Genomic DNA, 19569 nt, shown 5'->3' on the forward strand with positions numbered 1-19569 from the left:
ATCGTCCATGCCGGGCCGGGCCAAGGCGCGGAAGGCCCCTCACCCGACGGTGGCTGCCGTCGCGCCCGCCTCGGTGAGGAGGGCGGCCGTCGCGGGATGAGGACCGTTGTTCGCCCACTCCAGCGGGCTCCGGCCGGTGCCGTGGTCTTCCCGTACGTTCGGATCGGCACCGTGAGCCAGCAGTTCGCGGACGGTGTCGGTGTGCCCCCAGCACGCGGCGGCGCACAAGGGCAGGCCCTGCGCGCCGATGCCGCTGCTCTCGGTGTCGGGGAAGGCGCCGGCCGACAGGAGCAGGCGGACGATCGCGGCCTGTCCGTTCACGGAAGCGGCGTAGAGCGGCGTGGTGCCCTCGCTGTCGGGCCGCCCGGGGTCGGCACCGGCGCGCAGCACCGCCCTCACCGCACCGGCATCACCCACCACCACCGCCCCGAAGAGCCGTCGGGAGAGCTTCTTCTGCTGCCGCTGCTTCATGGGCCGAGATTAGGGGCGGGTGCGTGGCCGGGCCGCCCATTTCCGCGCGCGGGCCATCGGGTGATGATGAGGAGCATGGCTTTGACGACGGCGTTCACAAAGCTCTTCGGAGTGCAACACCCCATCGCACTGGCGCCGATGGGCGGATCGGCCGGTGGTGCGCTGACCGCGGCCGTGTCCCGTGGGGGCGGGCTCGGCCTGCTGGGCAGTGGCAACGGCGAACGCGACTGGCTGGCACGGGAGTTGGCCATCGTCACCGAGAACACCACGAACCCGTGGGGTATCGGCTTCCTCACCTGGCAGACAGATGTCGCCGCGGTGGAGCACGCCCTGGAACACCGACCCCGGGCGGTCATGCTGTCGTTCGGGGATCCGAGCCCGTTCGCCGAATGAATTCGCCGTACGGGTACGCCACTTGTCCTTCAGGTCACCGATCTGGAGGAAGCGCGGCGGGCGGTGGACCTGGGCGCCGACGTGATCGTGGCGCAGGGGTCCGAGAGCGGTGGACACGGCGCCCGGCACGGTCGCTCCACGCTGCCGTTCGTGCCGGTCGTCGTCGACCTGGCCGCTCCGACACCGGTACTCGCCGCCGGTGGCATCGCCGACGGCCGTGGACTGGCCGCCGCTCTCGCCCTGGGAGCCGCAGGAGCACTCGTCGGCACCCGCTTCCAGGCGACCGCCGAAGCGCTGGTCCCTGCCTCGACCAAGACGGCCATCGTCGAGGGCCACGGCGCGGACACCGAGCGCAACAGGATCCTCGACATCGCCCGGGGCTCCAACTGGCCCTCGAAGTACACCGCCCGCACGCTCGGCCACCCGTTCCTCGACCAGTGGCGCGACCGGGAGGCGGAACTCACCACCGACCCGCACGCCCGGCACGCCTACCAAGTCGCCCTGTCCCGGGGCGACATACCGGCCCTGCCCGTGTGGGCCGGCGAAGCCGTCGACCTCATCAACGACCTGCCGTCGGCCGCCGACCTCGTCGACTCCCTTGCCACACAGGCCGAGGTGGCACTCGCCCGGGCCGGAAAAGGAACCTGATTCCACCTGACGTCACGTCAGGGCAGCCTTGCGGGCGAGGAGCTGGATCCCCGTCGACTCGTGGCCGTTCATCGTGGACACCGTCACCTTCCGGCTGTCGATGCCTTCGAAGTCGGCGAGGAGCGTGGTGAGCCACTCACGGGAGTGATGGCGGCACACCGCGCCGTCGCCGGTCCGGAACACGCCGTAACTGGCGTCACCGTGGCCGCCGTTGAGGGTGGCGTAGCCGTCGTAGCGGCTGCGGTTGCGCTCGTCGTCCTGCAGCAGGAGGTCGCTGACGTAGAGGACTCCGCCGGGCTTGAGGACGCGGTTCAGCTCGGCGATCAGTCGTTGCTGGGCCTCGTCGCCGGGTACACAGGTCAGTACGGCGAAGAGCAGGACCACGTCGAAGACGGCGTCCGGGGAGGGCATGGACGGGGGTGTGTCCAGGGTGGTGAAGTGCAGGGTGGGGTGCAGGTGTTGGGCGCGTTCGATCATCGCCGGTGAGATGTCGGCGCCTGTCAGCCCGCGGAAGCCGTGCTGTTCGAGTTCGTCCAGCGTGCGGCCGTAGCCGCATCCGTAGTCGAGAATCGCGGCCTGCCTGCCGATCCCCGCCAGCCACGGCAGATGGAGCGGGTGGGTGAAGGTCTTCGTGGCCGCGGCGGCGTCCCAGTAGGAGATCTGGGTGTCGAGACGGTCGGACACGGTGGATCCCTCTCTGCGGAACGGCAGGGACACCAGGGTGGCCTAGAGTCACCGAATGCGACAAAGGACAGGCGTGGCGGCGGCTGCCGTGGTGGTCCTTGCCTGGGGCGAGTGGCTGAACCGGCGCTGGTCCCGAGCTCTCGTGGGAGACAACGAGGGTGAGACCGAGGCCGTGGTCGTGCTGGGATACCGGAACCCTCAGGCGACGGCGAATCTCATCAACCGTTGGCGGGTCCGGGCCGGAATTCGCTCCATCACCGATGACAGCACGCACGACACTCGCGTGATCTTCAGCGGCGGCACGACGACCAGTGGTGGTGCCTCCGAGGCCCGGGTGATGGCCGACTACGCGCGATCGGTGCTCAAATTCACCGGCACAGTACTCCTCGAAGAGGAAAGCACCACGACATGGGAGAATGTCACCAACGTGATCCCGCTCCTGGAGAACGCCGACCGCATCAAGATCGTCTCCCAGCCGGCCCACGCCCTCAAGGCCCGCGAGTACCTGGGGCGGCAGCGCCCCGATCTCGCGGAGAGGCTCGTGCGCGCGGACGACTACCGCCTAGGCGAGTGGCTGATCGTCAAACCGCTGCTGGCTCTGTACGGGCTTTGGAGGCTCCGTCGTCTCAGAGCCGATGAACGCCGTGGACGGCTGCACTGACGCCCCGCCTTCCGCGAACCCGCCGATGACCGGGTGCCGCACCAGGCTTGCAGAGATGACGCGACGACTTGCCGAGGTAGCCAGGAGGGTCGGGGTCAGCGAGGCCACCGTCAGCCGGGTGCTCAACGGCAGGCCCGGTGTGTCGGAGTCGAGGGGGACGAAGATGTAGTCGCCGGGGGACGTGTGCAGGCGGATCTCATCCGGCTGCGGGCCCGCGTCGTCGAGGAACCTTCGACGCCGGGACCGGGCGGGACGTTGGCCGGAAACGGTCTGAACCGACGGGTACGGCGGAAACCTCGGACAGGTTTCCGCCGTACCCGTTCTGGTGGCACGTTCGGCTAGCGGCGGTCCGCGAGCCGGCGGACCGCCGAGACCAGCGTGTCCACCTCGGCGTGCGTGTTGTAGAAGGCGAACGACGGCCGGACGGTGGCCTCCAGGCCGTACCGGCGCAGGATCGGCTGCGCGCAGTGGTGGCCTGAACGGACCGCGATTCCTTCCTCGTTGAGCGCGGTGCCCACCTCGGCCGGCTCGTAGCCGTCCAGGACGAACGACACGATGCTCGCCTTGTTCGGGGCCGTACCGACCAACCGCAGCCCGGGCACGCACCGCAGGCCTTCGGTGGCGTGCTCGACCAGGGTGTGTTCGTAGGCGGCGATGTTCGGCAGGCCGATGCGCTCGACGTAGTCGATGGCGGCGGCCAGCCCCACCGCGTCGGCGATGTTGCCGGTGCCGGCCTCGAAACGGCCCGGCGGCGGCTGGAAGGTGGACTTCTCGAAGGTGACGTCGGTGATCATGTTGCCGCCGCCCTCCCACGGAGGCATGTCCTCCAGGACCTCCCGTTTGCCGTAGAGCACCCCGATGCCGGTCGGTCCGAACAGCTTGTGCCCGGAGAAGACCAGGAAGTCCGCGTCCAACTCCCTTACGTCGATCGGGAGATGCGGGACCGACTGCGCCGCGTCGACCAGAACGCGTGCCCCGGCCCGGTGCCCGATCTCGATGATCTGCTCGACCGGTACGACGGTGCCGAGCGCGTTGGACATCTGGGTGACCGCGACGAGCTTGGTGCGGTCCGACAGGAGGGCGGTGTACTGGTCGAGCAGCAGCTGGCCGCTGTCGTCGACCGGGATCACCTTGATCACCGCACCGGTCTGCTCCGCCAGCATCTGCCAGGGCACGATGTTGGCGTGGTGCTCCAGGTGGGAGAGCACGATCTCGTCACCCGCGCGGATGTGCGCCGGGCCCCATGCCTTGGCGACCAGGTTGATCGCCTCGGTGGTGCCCCGGACGAACACGATCTCCTCGGCGGAACCGGCCCCGATGAACCGGGCGACGGTCTTCCTGGCGCCCTCGTAGGCATCCGTGGCCCGGGCTGCCAGTTCGTGTGCCGCGCGGTGGATGTTGGAGTTCTCCCGCGAGTAGAACTCCACCAGCCGGTCGATCACCGCCTGCGGCTTCTGCGTGGTGGCGGCGTTGTCCAGCCAGATCAGCGGACGGCCGTTCACCAGCTCGGACAGGATCGGGAAGTCCCGGCGCACCGCCTGCACGTCGAAGGCCGGGTGCGGGTCGAGCGGCAGGTTCGACGGCGCGGCGGATACGTCGGGTTCCTGGACGAAGTAGTACGGCGCGGTCGTCGCCGTCGGTGCCGTCATCGCGGGCAGCGGCGGCAGTCCGAGGTGCCCGAAGCCGGGAAGTTCCGGTGCCCGGGCGGGGTACCCGGCGGCCTCGGTGAGGAAGTAGTACGGCCCGGGGTCCGGGAGGTGGGCCGGTGCGGCCGGTGAGGGGACGGGCGGTGGTCCCGGGGCTACGGGCGAGGCCGATGCCTCCGGGGTGGCGCTGCCGGGCGCGCCCACCGCGTAGGGGCTCGCCATGAACGTGGCGGGGGCGCTGGTCGGTGGCGGCCCGGACGGCGGGCTCATTCCGGCGGTCGGTGCCGGGGGCGGCGGGTCCATGGAGGGGATGCCGGTGGGCATCGGAGGAAACGGGTTCGCGGCCGGCGTCCCGGTGAACACCGTGGGCGCGGATCCCGCAGCAGGCAGGCCAGTTGGCACCCCAGCTGCGAAATCCGCCGTCTGCGGACCGGCCGGCTGGGCTGGGAACGGGCCTGGGCCCGGGGCCGGCGGACCGGTGGGCACAGCGGGGGCGGACTGCGCGGCCGACGGCCCCGCAGGCGCCGTAGGAGAGGAGTCCGCGCGCGGCAGGCCGGTGGGCGTCGGCCATTCCGGCCGGCCGTCGGAGGCCGGAGTCGGCGCCTCCGTGTCCGACTCGGTGTCCGCCGACTGCCCGGGGAGTGCTCGGAAGAACTCCCCGGCCATCCGGCTCAGCGTCTCCTCGTCCGGCAGCCACGCCGGGGCGGCTTCGTTACCGGTGGTTGGGGGCGTGGTCATGGCTACCGGTAACTCGGGGCGTAGTCATGGAACTTGTCCACCTCGACGTCGTCGAGCACGGCAAGCGCGTCGTCGGTGAGGACTGCGAGCGAGCAGTACAGGGAGATGAGGTAGGAGGCGATGGCGCTGCGGTCGATCTGCATGAAGCGCACCGACAGGCCCATTCCCTGTTCGCCGGAGAGCCCGGGCTGGAACAGTCCGACCACGCCCTGGCGCGACTCACCGGTGCGGAGAAGGATGAACTTCGTCCTGCCGTTCTCCAGCGGGACCTTGTCCGACGGGATGATCGGCAGGCCGCGCCAGGTGATGAACTGCGAGCCGAACATGCTGACCGTGGCCGGCGGTACGCCTCGCCGGGTGCACTCCCTGCCGAACGCGGCGATCCCCTCGGGGTGGGTGAGGAAGAAAGCGGGCTGCTTCCAGACCTTCGTGATGAGGGCGTCGAGGTCGTCCGGGGTCGGCGGGCCCGCCATCGTGGAGATCCGCTGGCTGTCCACCACGCTGGCCAGCATCCCGTACTCCGGGCTGTTGATCAGCTCGCCCTCCTGGTGTTCTTTCACCGCCTCGATGGTCAGCCGCAGTTGCTGCGCGGTCTGGTTGTGCGGGCTGGAGTACAGGTCGGAGATGCGGGTGTGGAGGTCCAGGACCGTCTGGACGGCCTTGAGCCGGTACTCGCGGGGCTCGCGTTCGTAGTCGACGAAGGTGTCCGGCAGCGGCGACTCGTCGTAGTTGTCGCACTCGATGCGCACCGACTCGGGGTGGACGACCTTGTTCACCCGGTAGATGCCGGCCTCGACCGGGACCCAGGACATCAGATGCACCAGCCAGCGAGGCGTGATGGAGGCCATCTGGGGAACGGTCTTGGTGGCGTTCGCGAGAGTCCGCGCCGCGCTGTCGCTCACCGACATCGATCGCGACGGTGGATTCACAGCCGTGGTCATGCGCCATCTCCTTTCGGCGCCCGGGATCCGGGCAGGCGTGAGGGGTGAGATCGCCGACAGGACAGATGCGGCCGAGATCTCTCGCACCCACTATCGATTCACCGTCGCAGTGAGCCCGGTAATGGTCCAATGCGTGTTTTCGAGGCTTTCATCGACGCGGTCTATGATTCACAAATGATCGACTTGAGTCGGTTGCGCGTCCTGGTCGCCGTCGCCCGCGAGGGTTCCGTCACGGCGGCCGCCGAGGCACTGCACTACGCCCAGCCGTCGGTGAGTCATCAACTCGCCAAGCTGGAGGCCGAGGTCGGGGTTCCGCTGCTGCAGCGGATGGGGCGCGGTATCCGGCTCACCGAGGCCGGCCGGCTGCTGGTGGACCGGGCCGAGTCGATCCTCGCGCAGGTCGAGTCCGTGCACGCCGAACTGGACGAGCTGGCCGGGCTGCGCACCGGCCGGGTCCGGCTGGCCGCGTTTCCCTCGGCACTGGCGACCCTGGTGCCGCTCGCCGCCGCCCGTGTGTCCGCCGAGCATCCCGCGATCGAACTGACCCTGCGGGAGGCCGAGCCGCCCGACGCGCTCAACGCCCTGCGCAACAACGACGTGGACGTGGCGCTGATCTTCGAGCACGGCGATCCGCCCCAGCGCGACCGCCGCGACACCACGATGACACCGCTGCTCGACGAGCCGTTGTACGTGGTCACCCCGGCGGACCGCTCTTGGGACGGGCCCCGGGCGGAGCTGGCCACCTATGCCGACGCGCGCTGGATCGCCGGGTGCGAACGCTGCCGCGAGCATCTCGTCGCCGCCTGCGGGCGGGCCGGGTTCGAGCCGGTGGTCGAGTTCGAGACCGACGACTACGTCGCCGTACAGGCGCTCGTCGCGGCCGGACTCGGCGTGAGCCTGCTGCCGGGACTCACCCTCCTCGCCAACCGGCACCCCGGGGTCAGCCTCCACCGCATCCCCGGCATGCGCCGCCAGGTCGTGGCCGCCGTCCACGGCAAGCCGCCCGCGTCCCAGCCCGCCCAGGTACTCCTCGACGCCCTCGCCGTGACCGTCACCGAACCGGAATGGCCATCCTGACCGGTTCAGTTCTTCCCGGGACCAGTGGTGATCCAGTCGGTCACCTGCCGTACGTACTCCCGGTATCCGGACCGCGCGGCAGCCACGATCGCGGGGACCTTCTCGGGTTCGGTGTCCAGACACAGCTGTACGAGGACGTGGTGCGGGCCGTCCGCCGGGGCGAGCGCGTCGGCCAGTTCGGCGTCGATCATTCCGGCCCGCTCGGCCGCGCCGAACGAGTCGGCCGGTGTTCCCGGTTGTCGACCCGGTAGCGCGGCCCGGTTGATGGCGGCGGCCAGGTCGTACAACAGGGCGAGGATGCGCTCGATGACGAGCCCTGCTCCCGGATCGGCGGCCAGGCGGGCGCTGTCCAGCGCGCCGAGCGAGTCGGGCCTCCCCCACCCGCAGGCACGACCCGACCCAGGCGTCCTCCGGGAATCCGGGTCCCCCTGCGGTGTCCACCACCAGGTTCGGCCGGAAGCGGCGGGCGTCGAAGTCCCCCGCGGGGTGGACGGCACGCATCCGGTCCAGGGCCGCGGTGGTGACGAGATGGACCCGGCCGAAGTCGAAGAACGTCCCCGGGGCGGACACCGCCCGTCGTGATGCTCTCCCCAGTGACGTCGACGGTCGCCGACTGCCTGACGGAGTCCGGAACCCCGCCCTCGTACGCGGGCACAGCGCGCTCCAGCCTGCCGTCCTCCGGTACGACCGCCGACAGGAAGACCTGGCGGCCCAGCATTTTGGACAACTCCCCTTCCAGGTCCGGGTCTTCCACCGGGAGAGCGGTGCCGTCGGGCAGTACGACCCGCACCACTCCGGAGTCGTCGAGACGACCGCGGCAGCGCAGCAACTCGCCCCACTTGCGCGGGTGTTTGGCGCTGCCCACCGCGCCCGTCCCGTCGAGGACGGCGTAGACCCGGTCCCCGGAGAGTCCGCGCTCCGTGACCGCTGCGGCGATCACGGCCTCGCCCGCCATCGACTTCACCGGATAGCGGTACAGCGCCGCGACAGTCCCCATGGAGCAATCCCCGTCAGAGAGTGAGCAGTTCCTCGTAGAAACCGCCGAACTGCCTTTCCTCGTCGATGAGATGGATCTCCAGGATCCAGTGGCAGGCGCGGCCGGCCTTGTCTGTGCGGCGCATGGGTGTGACGTTCTCCGGAGTCACGTACGACTCGACGTGCGCGCCCTCGATCGTCTCGTGCGGGAACTCGCCGACCAGGTGTCCGGCGTGCCAGCCGCCCAGCTCCCAGCCCGCCTTCTCGGCGAGGCGGACGACCTCGGCGTAGAGGTGCTCGCCGGTGATGTCCGGGGTGTTCTCGAAGAAATTCCGGCCGGCCGCGAACACCTTGGGCAGGTCGTCGCGCAGCCGGTGCTTGACCGGGTCGTCGCCGAGGACGAAGGTGCGGCCGAAGTCGGCCTCGTACTCCTCGAAGATCGGCCCGAAGTCGGCGAACACGATGTCGTCCGCGCCGATCACCCGGTCCGGCGGGTTCTCCTTGTACGGCTTGAGGGTGTTCGGTCCCGAGCGCACGATCCGCTTGTGCCAGTGCCGGGTGGTGCCGAACATCTCGTTGGCGAGGTCGCGGATCCGGTCGCTGACCGCGCGCTCCCCCGCGCCGGGCGCGACGAGCCCGCGCTCCTCGATCTCCGCGAAGAGCACCGCGGCCTTGGCCTGGGCATCGAGCAGGCGTGCGGCCCGCGTGGGTTCGTCGTCAGCCATGGGCCGAACCTAGCCAGCCCGATCATCGTCGGCAACGGGATTCCGCATGCCGGGCTCGTCCCACCCTGTGGCACGGGACGGCGTGTTCATCCTGTGACGCGGGAGGCGCGGGCCAGGAAGTGGTGCGGGGCTTCCTCGTAGCGGGACAGCTTCCAGCCCACCGTGCGCAGGGCGGGGCGCAGCTGGTGCTCCGCGAGGGGGTCGTCCGGGTCGAGGGGCGGCCGTGGCGGGCGGCGCGTTCGGCGCGGCCGGAGGGGTGGTAGAGCAGCAGGGTGCCGTCGGGTGCGATGCCCCGGGCCCATTCGCGCAGGGCGGTCGCGGGGTCGGGTACGTGATTGATCAGGCCCGCGCTGAAGACGGCGTCCAGCGCGGCGGTCGGCAGGGGCAGTCGGCAAGCGTCGGCCAGCAGCAGGTGCCCGTCCTTGTCGCGGCCCTCCCGCAGGGCCGCGCCGAGCATCGCGGGCGTGAGGTCGATGCGGAGGACGAGGCCCGCGTCGCCGACGTGTGCGCGCAGCGCGGGCAGCGCGCGGCCGGTGCCGCAGCCGAGGTCCAGGACGCGGGCGCCGGGGCGCAGTTCCATCCGCTCGACGGCTTCCGCGTACCGGGGGCCGTCGCCCGCGAATCGTTCCTCCCAGGTGGCCGCCCGCCGGGTGAAGAAGGCGCGAGTCGCGGTCCGCTCGGCGCGCGCCGCGACGAAGGCGACGAAGCGCTCGAACACACCGTCGCGGTGCCGGGCCAGTGCGGCCAGTTCGGCGGGCGCGGACTCCACCAGGCCGGGGGCGGTGGCGGCTTCGTCCGGGAAGGCGCCGGCCGCCGTCTCGTCCACCTCCAGGTGGAACTGCGTTCCCCACGCCGAGCCACCGATCCGGAACGCCTGCACCGGGTACCGCTCGCAGGAGGCGAGCACGGTCGCCCCGGCCGGCAGGTCCGTCGTGTCGCCGTGCCAGTGCGGCACCCGCAGCCGCAGCCGCTCGGGAATCCCCGCGAAGAGGGCGTCGTTGCGCGCGGCCTCCGTCATCCGTACGCCGGCCCAGCCGATCTGCGCGCCGTCGCCGGGCCGTCCGGCACCGCCCGCCGCGACGGCCAACAACTGCGCGCCGAGGCACACACCCAGTACGGGGATCTCCGCGTCCAACGCGGCGCGCAGCAGCGCCAGTTCGGCGTCCCGGCCGGGGAAGTCCTCGTAGGCGGCCATCGCCCCGCCCATCACCACCAGGCCCACCAGATCGTCGGCCGTGTCCAGCACCGGGTCGCCCGCCCAGGTCCGGCAGGCCCGGGTCGGCAGTCCGGCCGCGTCCAACGCCGCACCGATGGCGTAGGGGCCTTCGTGCGGTGCGTGTTCCGCAATCTGGATCACGGGCGACCACCTCCGGCGCGACCGTACCCGGCCGACGGCCGAGACCAAACGCGGATACGAGATGTAGAGCCCGTCCTGCCTCGCAATTGCCAGGACATTCCGCCCATTGCCCAGCCGCGGGCGAAAACCCGCGCCGGGGCGACGGAATTCCGGTGGCCACCCTCCCCGTTCGCGGGTTGCTCCGATTTGCCAGGACCGGAAAACTCCCAGGTGGCGGATGCGACGAGGTCTGCGACGGGCACGTCCGGAGCGGCTAGCTTATGGACGCACAGTCGGCGACAAATCAGGCAATCCATAACTTTTCTCTGTGAGGCGTTCCGTCATGACCTTGAGCATCCGCAACCAGATTCCCGGCACCGTCACGGCCGTCACGCCGGGCGCGGTGATGGCGACCGTGAAGGTGCGCCTCGACGGCGGCCAGGACCTCACGGCGGCGATCACGCTGGAGGCCGTGAAGGACCTGGGGCTCGCCGAGGGTACGGCCGTACGCGCCATGATGAAGTCCACCGAGGTCGCGCTCGCCACCGGCCGGGTGGCGGGGCTGTCCATCCGCAACCAGCTGCCCGGCACGGTCAGCGAGGTCGCCACCGGCGGGGCGATGGCCGTCGTCAAGATCACGGTCGACGGGGGCGAGCTGACCGCGGCGATCACCAAGGACGCGGTCGGCGACCTGGGTCTGACGGCCGGTTCACCGGTCGTCGCGCTGATCAAGTCGACCGAGGTGTCCCTGGCGACCGTCTGACCTGCTCGGGACGTGCCGGCCCGGCGTCGATCCCAGCTCGCACCTCGCAGAGTGGCGAAGCGTGCAGGCGCACCCCGACCCGGACTCGGTCGCGTCGGACGGGAGCGCCTACGCTGCTCTGGAGAGGCAGCCGCAACCAGGTCACCGGCGAGGAAGGTACGTCCCGCGTGGCAAGCGACCGACAGGACACGGCCGAGGCGGCCGCCGACCCTGCCCGCCGCATCCCGCCCGGCCAGCGCCATGTGCACGGCTGGCCGGTCTCGCACTACGGGCCCGTCCCCCGCTTCCGCCCAGACCGCTGGAACCTGCGGGTCCACGGCGCCACCGCCGACGGCGCCGAGCACAGCTGGACCTTCGGCGAACTGGCGCCCCTGCCGCATGTCACGGTCGTCGCCGATCTGCACTGCGCGTCCGGCCCGACCTCCACCGACCACGAGTGGTACGGCATCCCCGCCACCGCCCTCCTGGACCTGGTCCCGCCCGCGCCGGAGGTCGCGCACGTCATGGCCTGGGCGGAGTACGGCTATTCGGCCAACCTCCGGCTGGCCGACTTCACGGCATCGCAGACCCTGCTGGCCACCCACCACAACGGCGAGCCCCTCACCGCCGAACACGGCTTCCCGCTGCGCCTGGTCGTACCGCACCTGTACGGCTACAAGAGCCCCAAGTGGCTGCGTGCCGTCGAGTACCTCACCGAGGACCGCCGCGGTTTCTGGGAGGAACGCGGCTACCACAACATCGCCGACCCGTGGAAAGAGCAGCGCTACTCCTACCAGGAGCAGGACGGGGACGGCTCGGGCCCGAACAACTGAGGGTCCGAGGTCTCCGCCCGGGATCCAAAACCCGCCCTGCTGCCCGACGATCACGGCACGTACGCTCGTTCCCATGGTTGCGCATCGCATGGTTGACGTGAACGGCATTCGGCTGCACATCGCCGAGCAGGGCGAGGGCCCCCTGGTGGTGCTCCTGCACGGCTTCCCCGAGTCGTGGCACTCCTGGCACCGCCAGTTCGGCCCCCTGGTCGACGCGGGCTTCCGCGTGGTCGCCCCCGACCAGCGTGGATACGGCAGCAGTGACCATCCCGACGACGTCGACGCGTACACCATCCTCCACCTGGTCGGCGATGTCGTCGGCCTGATCAAGGAGTTGGGCGAGGAGAAGGCGTATGTCGTCGGCCACGACTGGGGCGCGCCGGTCGCCTGGCACACCGCGCTGCTGCGGCCGGACATGGTGCTCGGAGTGGCCGGTCTGAGCGTGCCGCCGCCGTTCCGGGGGCCGCACCGTCCGTTGGCCATGATGCGGGAACTGTTCGGGGGGCGGTTCTACTGGAACTACTTCGAGCGTCCCGGTGTCGCCGACGCGGAGTTCGCCAGGGACACCCGTGCCACGCTCCGCAAGTTCCTCTACTACGCGTCCGCTTCGGCGTCCCCCTCCGGTGAGATCGCGCAGCCGATGGTCGACCCCGAGCGAGGCTGGCTCGCGGACATGGAGGACCCCGAGGTGCTGCCGGAGTGGCTCACCGAGGACGATCTGGACGCGCTCGCCGAGAGTTTCTCCGGGGGCTTCACCGGCGCCCTGAACTGGTATCGCAACCTCGACCGCAACTGGGAACTGACCGCGCCGTGGGACAACGCCGTGGTCACCCGGCCCTCCCTGTACATCTACGGCGACCGCGACCTCGTCCCCGCGTTCCCCGGTGCCCGCGACCTCATCGAGCAGCTGCCCGACTTCATGCCGAACCTGCATCGCAAGCCCGTCGAACTGGCCGACTGCGGGCACTGGACCCAGCAGGAACGGCCCGACGAGGTGAACGCGGCACTCATCGACTTCCTCAGGGCCTGAGGCCATGGAGTTTCTCTGCTACCACCGCGACCGGCCCAACTCCCTTGCCCTGCGCCACGAGTTGCTGCAGGAGCACTGGTCCTACATGGACGGGTACGCGAAGGAGATGATCGCCCGGGGCCCCACCCTGAGCGACGACGGCGACACCCCCACCGGCAGCGTCCACATCCTCCGCCTGCCCGATCCGGCCGCCGCCCGCGCGTTCGCCTTCGACGAGCCGAACTACCAGGCAGGCGTCTACCGGGACGTACTGCTGCGCCGGTGGCGCAACACGCTGGGGCGCACCATGTGGGACTTTCCCGGAGGCAGGACCGGGGGCAACCGGTACCTGGTGATCGGCCTCGGCACCGGGCCGCAGTCCGTGGCAGACCTCGCCGTACCGCCGCGCCGGGACGAACTCATCGCGTACGGACCACTGTTGTCCGACGACGGCGCCAACTGGCTGGGCACGGCGGCGTTGCTGCGCGCGCCGGACCCGGCGAGTGCACGTGCGGTCCTGACCGAGGAGCGGTACGCGGACATCGAGGTGCACAACTGGCAGTTCGGCGGCCGACCGTCCTGACGGCACGTCAGGGTCGGCCATTGCACGGCGCCTTGGCCGACACCGTGCCCCCGCGCGAACCAGCCGCCAAGGGCCGGGAAGCCGTTCACCCTCATCCTCAAGCCTGCTGGGAGGCACTGCCTCCCAGCAGAGAGGAAGCCGGTCGTGGCACCAGCACGGGTGACGGACGCACTCTGGCTGTCCGATGAACCACAACCGCACCGCCTCAGGCCCGCTCACCGTCACCGTCCTCGTCTTCCCCGGCGTACGGCTGCTCGACGTGACCGGCCCGATCGAGGTGTTCGCGTCGGCCAACGCATTCGGCGGGCGTTACCGGGTTCGCATCGCCTCGGCGGACGGGGCGCCGGTGATCACCTCCGCCGGGACCCGTATCAGCGCCGACCTCGCCGTCGACGACGTGCACGAGCCGTACGACGTGTTGGTGGTGCCGGGCAGTCCGGAATGGGAGACCTTGATCAAGGACGACGCGCTCCTGGATGTGGTCCGGCGACTGCACGGCACAGCCCGTCGTACGGCGTCGGTGTGCACCGGCGCGTTCCTGCTGGCCGCGGCCGGACTGCTGCGGGGGCGCCGCGCCGTGACGCACTGGCGGCAGTCCCGGCAACTGGCCGTGCGTTTCCCGTCCGTGCGGGTCGAACCGGACGCCATCTTCGTCAGGGACGGGCCGATGATGACCTCGGCGGGCGTCAGTGCCGGTATCGATCTGTCCTTGGCGCTCGTCGAGGAGCACCACGGTGCCCAGGTCGCCCGGGCGGTCGCCAAGGACATGGTCGTCTTCATGCAACGGCCGGGCGGACAGTCCCAGTTCAGCGTCCGCTCCCAGCTCCCGCACTCCCGGCATGCGGTGCTCCGCCGGGCCCTGGACGAGGTCGCCGCGAACCCCGGCGCCGACCACACGCTGACCGCCATGTCACGCCGGGCGGGCGTCAGCGTCCGGCACATCAGCCGGCTCTTCGACGAAGAGTTGGGGACAACCTCGGCCCGGTATGTGGAACAGGTCCGGCTGGAGGCCGCCCAGGTGTTGCTGGAGACGGGTGACGATTCACTGCCGGTGGTGGCGCGCCGCGCCGGGTTCGGTTCGGCCGAGTCGCTCCGCAGGGCGTTGGTACGGCACTTGGGCGTGACACCGGGGGCGTTCCGGACGAGCTTCCGGACGACCGGCGCGGGCACGACCGACTCGACCTCCGCAAGCCGGAAGTCGTCGTCATTGATGGAGTACGCGGGTTCCCGCGGCCGTTGATATCGAGCGGCCGCCGAGCCCGGTGCCGTAGCTGAAGCCCGTGGTGGTGTGGCAGCGGGTCCGGCATCATCCCTGTGTGACTGTGATGCGACCCGTACTGGAGATCTTCGCTGCCGACGACTTCCCGCCGGAGGAGGACCACGGACCGTGCCCGACCGACCCGCTCGGCGCGTTCCTGAACGGGCCGCTGACCATGCCCGACCTGTTCGCCCCCGGCAGGTCCCGGGCGACCGACACAGCCACCGACACCGTCTTCGTCGAGGCGGGCAGCTGCAACGGCCCGGAGACCTGGCGGGACCGGCGGGAGGTGCTGGACGGCACCGGCTGCTCCTCCCTCTGTCACGCCCCTTCCCCGGCGGCCGAACGTGTCGGCGACGCCGTGCGGCTGACCCTCGACGCCCAGGCGGAGGACGGCGGCCCGGTGATCGAACTGCCGCTGGACCAGCTGCGCGTGCTCGTCACCGGCACCCAGGCGGACTTGCGGGACTTCCTCCGCCTCGCCGGAACCCGGGCCGGACCCCACCTGCCGACACACGCCGCCGCCGTCACGGCCGCCTTGACGCGGGCAATGGACCCAGAGCTCACAAAGTGACCAGCTTTCTGACCCACCGGGCGCGCGTGCACGACGCCCGACTCCCCCTTCACCGGCGGCACAGCGCGCTGCGCACCTGCCTCACCGTTTTTGCTCCATACGGCCTCCGGGCGACACACCACCACCTCACGCTCAGCGCCGGGATCCCCCGACGGCTGGAGGCGGACCCGGACGCGCCGGCGCGGGCGGTGGAGGAACTGCACGAGGCGCGGGTGCTGTGGCTCGTGCGGGCAGAGGAGTACGCGGTGCGGCGTCGGGCGGAGAAGCAGGCCGGACGGCGGGCTGTGCCGAACCCTCGGCCGTGGTGGCTGCGGAGCTGGTGGGAGAGCCCGGACCGTGCCTGGTTCGAAGACCCGTTTCGACACCCGTCGCTGCGGCTGTCCGAGTACGTCCGGCGGCAGAACGCGCTTCTGGACGGTGTCGATCTGCCCGGCTGCCCGGCTTGCGGGGACGAGGGACCGCTGGAGCCGAGCTCGACCGGGCACGGCTGGGTCGAACTGTGCCGTGGGTGTGCGTGGGTGCCGTCGCCGTGTCCGTGCGGTCAGCGCCACCGGCTCGTGCCGGAGCTCCCGTTCGGCTGGAAGGAGATCTGGCAGCGGGCGCACATGAGCGATGACGGCACGCCGAACCCACACCGGCCCGCGAGATAGCCACTCGGACGCGGCACGGCGAACGCTCGGGAAGCCGAAGCCCCTAAGCCACGGCGAGGCTGGACCGGCCCGCGCGAGCCGCGGACCCGTACATCGGTTTCTGCCACCGCGCGTGCCGCAGGACGGCCGAGGCACTGGGAGCCGACCGGCTGCTGATCCTCTCCTCGCGCCACGGGCTGCTCGGACTCGACGACGGCCTCGTCCGCTCCGTCCACCCAAGGGCCTTGTCAGCTCGGGGAGTTGATCGGTTTCCGTCGCATCGAAAGGGCGGTCGGGGTGGCGACATGGCCCAGAGACCGGCCGGCCACGACGATCCAGGCCAGGACGAGCAGCACGTAGAACACGACGGCGGCCCAGGCGAACAGGACCGAGCCGGTCCGCGCCGCGAGCGTGCTGGTCGCGGTGACGAGCGCGCCGACCGGGAAGATGAACGACCACCAGGTGGGCGCGAACGGCAGCCCGGTCCGGATCGTCCGTGCGGTGAGCCCGGTGGCGAGCGCCAGCCACAGCAGGGCGAAGCCCCACACCACGACTCCGCCCAGCAGCGCGAGGACCTCGGCGCCCCGGGCGTAGAGCCCAGGCAGGGCGCTCGGTGCCGCCACGGCCAGCGCGCCGAGTGCCGTCACCGCTTGCCCCAGGGCCCCCAGGCCGATCCACACCGTGGGCACGATCGCGCCGGTGGGGACGTCGTGGTGCACGAGGCGGCCGTAGATCATCGCGAGGACCAGAAGCGCGGCGACTAGGCCGAGTCCGAGCATCGCGTAGCAGCCCAGGAGAAGGGCGAGGCGGAGTTGGCCGGCCGGTGCGTGGGGGACGAGCAGGGCGCCCGTCGCGGCGGAGACCATGGGCGGTACCACCGGCATCAGCCAGCCGCCGAACGCCGCGTCCGGCGCGAAGCGGTGCCGGGTGACCATCAGACAGGGCACCGTGCAGGCGGCGGCGAGGCCGAGTGCGGTGCCGAGCGACCACAGCACCCAGTCCACGTCCAGCGCCGCGTGGAGGCCGATCGCCCGCCGGCCGAGCAGCAACGCCCCGGCACCCACCGTGAGCAGTGCCATCGGCGGCGCGCCCAAGAACTGCGCCAGGACCGGATCAGCCGCGTGCGACCGCAGGGCCCGCTGCCGCAGATACCTGGCGGTCAACAGGACCAGCAGCAGTACGGCACCCAGCCACACCACCGTGGCGGCGGTCCGCAGCCCGGGGAAGCCACGCGGCAGGGTGACCGCCGCGTCGGCGACGATGCCGGTGCCCATCACGGCCGCGAACCAACTGGGACTGAGCGGCGGACGCGTGGCCCTGGGGGCCGTGGGCGACAGGGAACGGGTGGGTGAGGAGGGGAACATGACCCGAACGTAGGCCGGGGGTGGGGCAGCGCCGCAGGCAATGTCCTGATGCAAGGGCGTCGTGGCAGATATCGAGCGCGTTCGTGTCAGTGGTGCAGCGGGAGCCGCAGTGTGAAACGAGTGCTGCCGTCCGGCGGGGCGAGCGTGAGGGTTCCGTTGTGGAGGGTGGCGACGTCGTGGGCGATGGCCAGGCCGAGTCCGAAGCCGCCGGTGTCGCGGGCGCGGGCGTCGTCGAGGCGGGTGAAGCGCTCGAAGATGCGGGCGCGGTCCGGGGCCGGGATGCCGGGCCCGTCGTCCTCGACATCGAGGACGGCTTCACGGCACCCGGCGTCCTGGCTCAGACGGACGGTGACGGTGCTGCTCGCGTGCCGTTCCGCGTTGTCCAGGAGGTTGGCCAGCACACGGGCGATCAGGGCGTGCCGGCCCGGCACGAGTAGTGGGCCGGCGTCCGTCACGACGTGCAGGGTCGGGCGGGTCGGCGGGCGGCGGGCGATCTCCTCCCGGACGAGGTCGGTGAGATCGACGGGTGCGCCGGGCCAGGCGCGGCCTTCGGCGTGTTCGGCGTCGAGGCGGGCCAGCAGGAGGAGGTTCTCCGTCAGGGTCTGCAGCCGGATGGTGTCGTCGTGCGCGGCGCCGACGACCTGCGGCCAGTCCGCGGACTCGGGTCTGTTGAGGGCGAGTTCGAGTTCCGTGCGCAGGCAGGCGAGCGGGGTGCGCAGTTCGTGGGAGGCGTCCGCGGTGAACCGGCGCTGGCGGTCGACCGCGGTCTGCAACTGGTCCAGCGTGGCGTTCATGGTGACGGCCAGCCGGGCGATCTCGTTGCCGGTACGCGGGACGGGGACGCGCCGGTCGAGGTGGCGTGCGCTGAACTCGGCGAAGTCGGCGCGGATGGCCTCGACGGGGCGCAGCACCCGGCCCGCCGCGAACCACGTGGCGCCCGCCACCAGCAGCGTGATCCCCGCGACGCCGCCGAGAAGGGCCCGGACGACGGCGTTCAGGCGAGCCTGTTCGGCCTCAAGAGACTGAGTGAGGACGACGCTGTTGGGGGACAGGCCCATGGCCATGGACGACCGGTCGACGATGACGCGGATCGGTACGGGCGCGCCGGCCGGGTCGGCCCACGGAAGCAGTGACAGCTTTCCCTTGCTCTGCCCCGCCTGCCGCGTGGGTCGGCACAGACTGATGTGGGTGTTCCTGAAGCGTTGGATCCGCTGGAAGGACCGGGTGCAGTCGGGCGGGTCCATGACGGTGTTCAGCAGCGTGTAGGCGTCCAGCTCGGCGGCGGATGTACGGCGGGCGGCGCTCTGCAGCAGGGACGTGCGCTCCGTGAAAGCGATGGGCACCACGGCTGCGCTCAGCGGGACCAGGGTGATGACGGCCGCCAGAAGGGCCAGTCTCAGCCGGATGGTGGCGGGCCGTAGGCGGCGGAGCAGCCGCGGCAGGTGACGGGCGCGGTTCCAGGTCACGGCCGGCTCCCTTCCGGCGCGTCGAGCCGGTAGCCGGCCCCGCGGACAGTGCGGATGGTGTGCCGCCGGAAGGGCGTGTCGATCTTGCGGCGCAGTGCGCTGACGTAGACCTCGACGATGTTGACGTCGCCGTCGAAGCGGTCGTCCCAGACGTGTTCGAGGACCTCGCCCTTGGACACGGTCTCCCCGCCGCGGCGGGCCAGGTATTCCAGGACGGCGAACTCACGTGCCGTCAGTACGACGTCCGTGCCGCCGCGTCGGCAGCGGCGGGCGGCCGGATCGATCTCCAGGTCGCCGATCCGCAGCACGGCCGGCCGTTCCGGTCGGCCCCGGCGGATCAGGGCGCGCAGCCGGGCGGCCAGCGCGACGAAGGAGAACGGCTTGGTGACGTAGTCGTCGGCGCCGAGGTCGAGCCCCTCGGCCTGGTCGTACTCGCCGTCCAGGGCGGTGAGCATCAGCACCGGCACCCACATCCCCGCGCGGCGCAGACGCTCGCACACGCCGAAGCCGTTCAGCTTCGGCAGCATCACATCGAGTACCAGTGCGTCGTACGCGTTCTCCCGCGCCATCTCCAGGCCACGCAGCCCGTCGTACGCGACGTCGACCGCGTACCCCTCGCCCACAAGTCCACGGTGGAGCAGCGCCGCCAGGCGCAGGTCGTCCTCGACCACGAGTATCCGCATGCCCATCAGAATGGCCCCTCCGCCCTGTGGGCAACCTGAAGGCGGCCCGCTCAAGGTGCGCAGGTGGATGAGCGGGTTCGGATGCCGGGGCAACGCCTCCGACGGCGTTCGTCCCGCGTGAACCGACGTGCTC

General features: G+C 71.1%; 19 protein-coding genes and 3 pseudogenes. 11 read left to right on the top strand and 11 right to left on the bottom strand.

The annotated features are described in order from the left end of the window. Window positions 1–39: 39 nt before the first annotated feature. A complete protein-coding gene (locus tag ACWDEW_RS20295) occupies window positions 40–471 on the bottom strand; it encodes an ankyrin repeat domain-containing protein (protein WP_450514344.1) in 432 nt (143 codons plus the stop codon). A gap of 75 nt (window positions 472–546) precedes the next feature. On the opposite strand from ACWDEW_RS20295, the pseudogene ACWDEW_RS20300 reads away from it, so the two are divergent. After that, window positions 547–1512: pseudogene (locus ACWDEW_RS20300) on the top strand (NAD(P)H-dependent flavin oxidoreductase). Window positions 1513–1524: 12 nt separating this feature from the next. On the opposite strand, the gene ACWDEW_RS20305 reads toward ACWDEW_RS20300, so the two are convergent. Beyond that, on the bottom strand, window positions 1525–2196 hold the full coding sequence (locus ACWDEW_RS20305; RefSeq protein WP_450514345.1) for a class I SAM-dependent methyltransferase: 672 nt from the start codon (window positions 2194–2196) through the stop codon (window positions 1525–1527). A 55-nt stretch (window positions 2197–2251) separates the two neighbouring features. On the opposite strand from ACWDEW_RS20305, the gene ACWDEW_RS20310 reads away from it, so the two are divergent. Continuing rightward, window positions 2252–2857 (top strand): YdcF family protein, encoded by a 606-nt coding sequence (locus tag ACWDEW_RS20310; protein WP_450514346.1) that lies wholly within the window; start codon window positions 2252–2254, stop codon window positions 2855–2857. A gap of 55 nt (window positions 2858–2912) precedes the next feature. Then, a pseudogene (locus ACWDEW_RS20315) lies at window positions 2913–3008 on the top strand (LacI family DNA-binding transcriptional regulator); the annotation flags it as partial. Between the two features lie 187 nt (window positions 3009–3195). Here ACWDEW_RS20315 and ACWDEW_RS20320 read toward each other — a convergent pair. Both ACWDEW_RS20320 and ACWDEW_RS20325 read right to left on the bottom strand, forming a co-directional pair. Continuing rightward, window positions 3196–4827, bottom strand: coding sequence for a family 2A encapsulin nanocompartment cargo protein cysteine desulfurase (locus tag ACWDEW_RS20320; protein WP_450514347.1), 1632 nt, complete (start codon window positions 4825–4827; stop codon window positions 3196–3198). A gap of 416 nt (window positions 4828–5243) precedes the next feature. Continuing rightward, window positions 5244–6182 (bottom strand): family 2A encapsulin nanocompartment shell protein, encoded by a 939-nt coding sequence (locus tag ACWDEW_RS20325; RefSeq protein ID WP_450514348.1) that lies wholly within the window; start codon window positions 6180–6182, stop codon window positions 5244–5246. Window positions 6183–6356: 174 nt separating this feature from the next. On the opposite strand from ACWDEW_RS20325, the gene ACWDEW_RS20330 reads away from it, so the two are divergent. Then, a complete protein-coding gene (locus tag ACWDEW_RS20330; RefSeq protein WP_450514349.1) occupies window positions 6357–7259 on the top strand; it encodes a LysR family transcriptional regulator in 903 nt (300 codons plus the stop codon). A gap of 5 nt (window positions 7260–7264) precedes the next feature. On the opposite strand, the gene ACWDEW_RS20335 is transcribed toward ACWDEW_RS20330, so the two are convergent. The 4 genes and pseudogenes from ACWDEW_RS20335 to ACWDEW_RS20350 all read right to left on the bottom strand — a co-directional run bounded on the left by ACWDEW_RS20335 (window position 7265) and on the right by ACWDEW_RS20350 (window position 10316). Beyond that, window positions 7265–7756, bottom strand: a complete 492-nt coding sequence (locus tag ACWDEW_RS20335; protein ID WP_450514525.1) for a hypothetical protein — start codon at window positions 7754–7756, stop codon at window positions 7265–7267. 314 nt (window positions 7757–8070) lie between these two features. Further along, window positions 8071–8256: pseudogene (locus tag ACWDEW_RS20340) on the bottom strand (MOSC N-terminal beta barrel domain-containing protein); the annotation flags it as partial. 13 nt (window positions 8257–8269) lie between these two features. After that, window positions 8270–8959 (bottom strand): M24 family metallopeptidase, encoded by a 690-nt coding sequence (locus ACWDEW_RS20345; RefSeq protein ID WP_450514350.1) that lies wholly within the window; start codon window positions 8957–8959, stop codon window positions 8270–8272. A 22-nt stretch (window positions 8960–8981) separates the two neighbouring features. After that, on the bottom strand, window positions 8982–10316 hold the full coding sequence (locus ACWDEW_RS20350; protein ID WP_450514351.1) for a methyltransferase domain-containing protein: 1335 nt from the start codon (window positions 10314–10316) through the stop codon (window positions 8982–8984). A 322-nt stretch (window positions 10317–10638) separates the two neighbouring features. Between ACWDEW_RS20350 and ACWDEW_RS20355 the strand changes: the two genes are divergently transcribed. The 7 genes from ACWDEW_RS20355 (at window position 10639) to ACWDEW_RS20385 (ending at window position 15944) form a co-directional block, all read left to right on the top strand. Next, window positions 10639–11058, top strand: coding sequence for a TOBE domain-containing protein (locus ACWDEW_RS20355; RefSeq protein ID WP_450514352.1), 420 nt, complete (start codon window positions 10639–10641; stop codon window positions 11056–11058). Between the two features lie 167 nt (window positions 11059–11225). Further along, complete coding sequence (locus ACWDEW_RS20360) at window positions 11226–11870, top strand: molybdopterin-dependent oxidoreductase (protein WP_450514353.1); 645 nt, start codon at window positions 11226–11228, stop codon at window positions 11868–11870. 73 nt (window positions 11871–11943) lie between these two features. Then, window positions 11944–12900: an alpha/beta fold hydrolase gene (locus ACWDEW_RS20365; RefSeq protein ID WP_450514354.1), complete on the top strand. Its 957-nt coding sequence runs from the start codon at window positions 11944–11946 to the stop codon at window positions 12898–12900. Between the two features lie 4 nt (window positions 12901–12904). Then, entirely contained in the window at window positions 12905–13462 is a 558-nt protein-coding gene (locus ACWDEW_RS20370) for a YciI family protein (RefSeq protein ID WP_450514355.1), read from the top strand. A gap of 184 nt (window positions 13463–13646) precedes the next feature. Next, the gene (locus tag ACWDEW_RS20375) at window positions 13647–14702 is read left to right on the top strand and encodes a GlxA family transcriptional regulator (protein WP_450514356.1); all 1056 of its coding nucleotides are present in this window, start codon (window positions 13647–13649) and stop codon (window positions 14700–14702) included. Between the two features lie 85 nt (window positions 14703–14787). Further along, window positions 14788–15294: a hypothetical protein gene (locus tag ACWDEW_RS20380; protein ID WP_450514516.1), complete on the top strand. Its 507-nt coding sequence runs from the start codon at window positions 14788–14790 to the stop codon at window positions 15292–15294. Further along, window positions 15291–15944, top strand: a complete 654-nt coding sequence (locus ACWDEW_RS20385; RefSeq protein ID WP_450514357.1) for a hypothetical protein — start codon at window positions 15291–15293, stop codon at window positions 15942–15944. The genes ACWDEW_RS20380 and ACWDEW_RS20385 overlap by 4 nt, the downstream gene beginning before the upstream one ends. A gap of 227 nt (window positions 15945–16171) precedes the next feature. On the opposite strand, the gene ACWDEW_RS20390 is transcribed toward ACWDEW_RS20385, so the two are convergent. From ACWDEW_RS20390 to ACWDEW_RS20400, 3 genes are all read right to left on the bottom strand, one after another. Next, complete coding sequence (locus ACWDEW_RS20390; protein WP_450514358.1) at window positions 16172–17287, bottom strand: TDT family transporter; 1116 nt, start codon at window positions 17285–17287, stop codon at window positions 16172–16174. A gap of 86 nt (window positions 17288–17373) precedes the next feature. Continuing rightward, window positions 17374–18753, bottom strand: coding sequence for a sensor histidine kinase (locus ACWDEW_RS20395; RefSeq protein ID WP_450514359.1), 1380 nt, complete (start codon window positions 18751–18753; stop codon window positions 17374–17376). Beyond that, window positions 18750–19436: a response regulator transcription factor gene (locus ACWDEW_RS20400; protein WP_450514360.1), complete on the bottom strand. Its 687-nt coding sequence runs from the start codon at window positions 19434–19436 to the stop codon at window positions 18750–18752. The genes ACWDEW_RS20395 and ACWDEW_RS20400 overlap by 4 nt, the downstream gene beginning before the upstream one ends. Between the last annotated feature and the right edge of the window lie 133 nt (window positions 19437–19569).

Source organism: Streptomyces sp. NPDC001100, assembly GCF_053598575.1.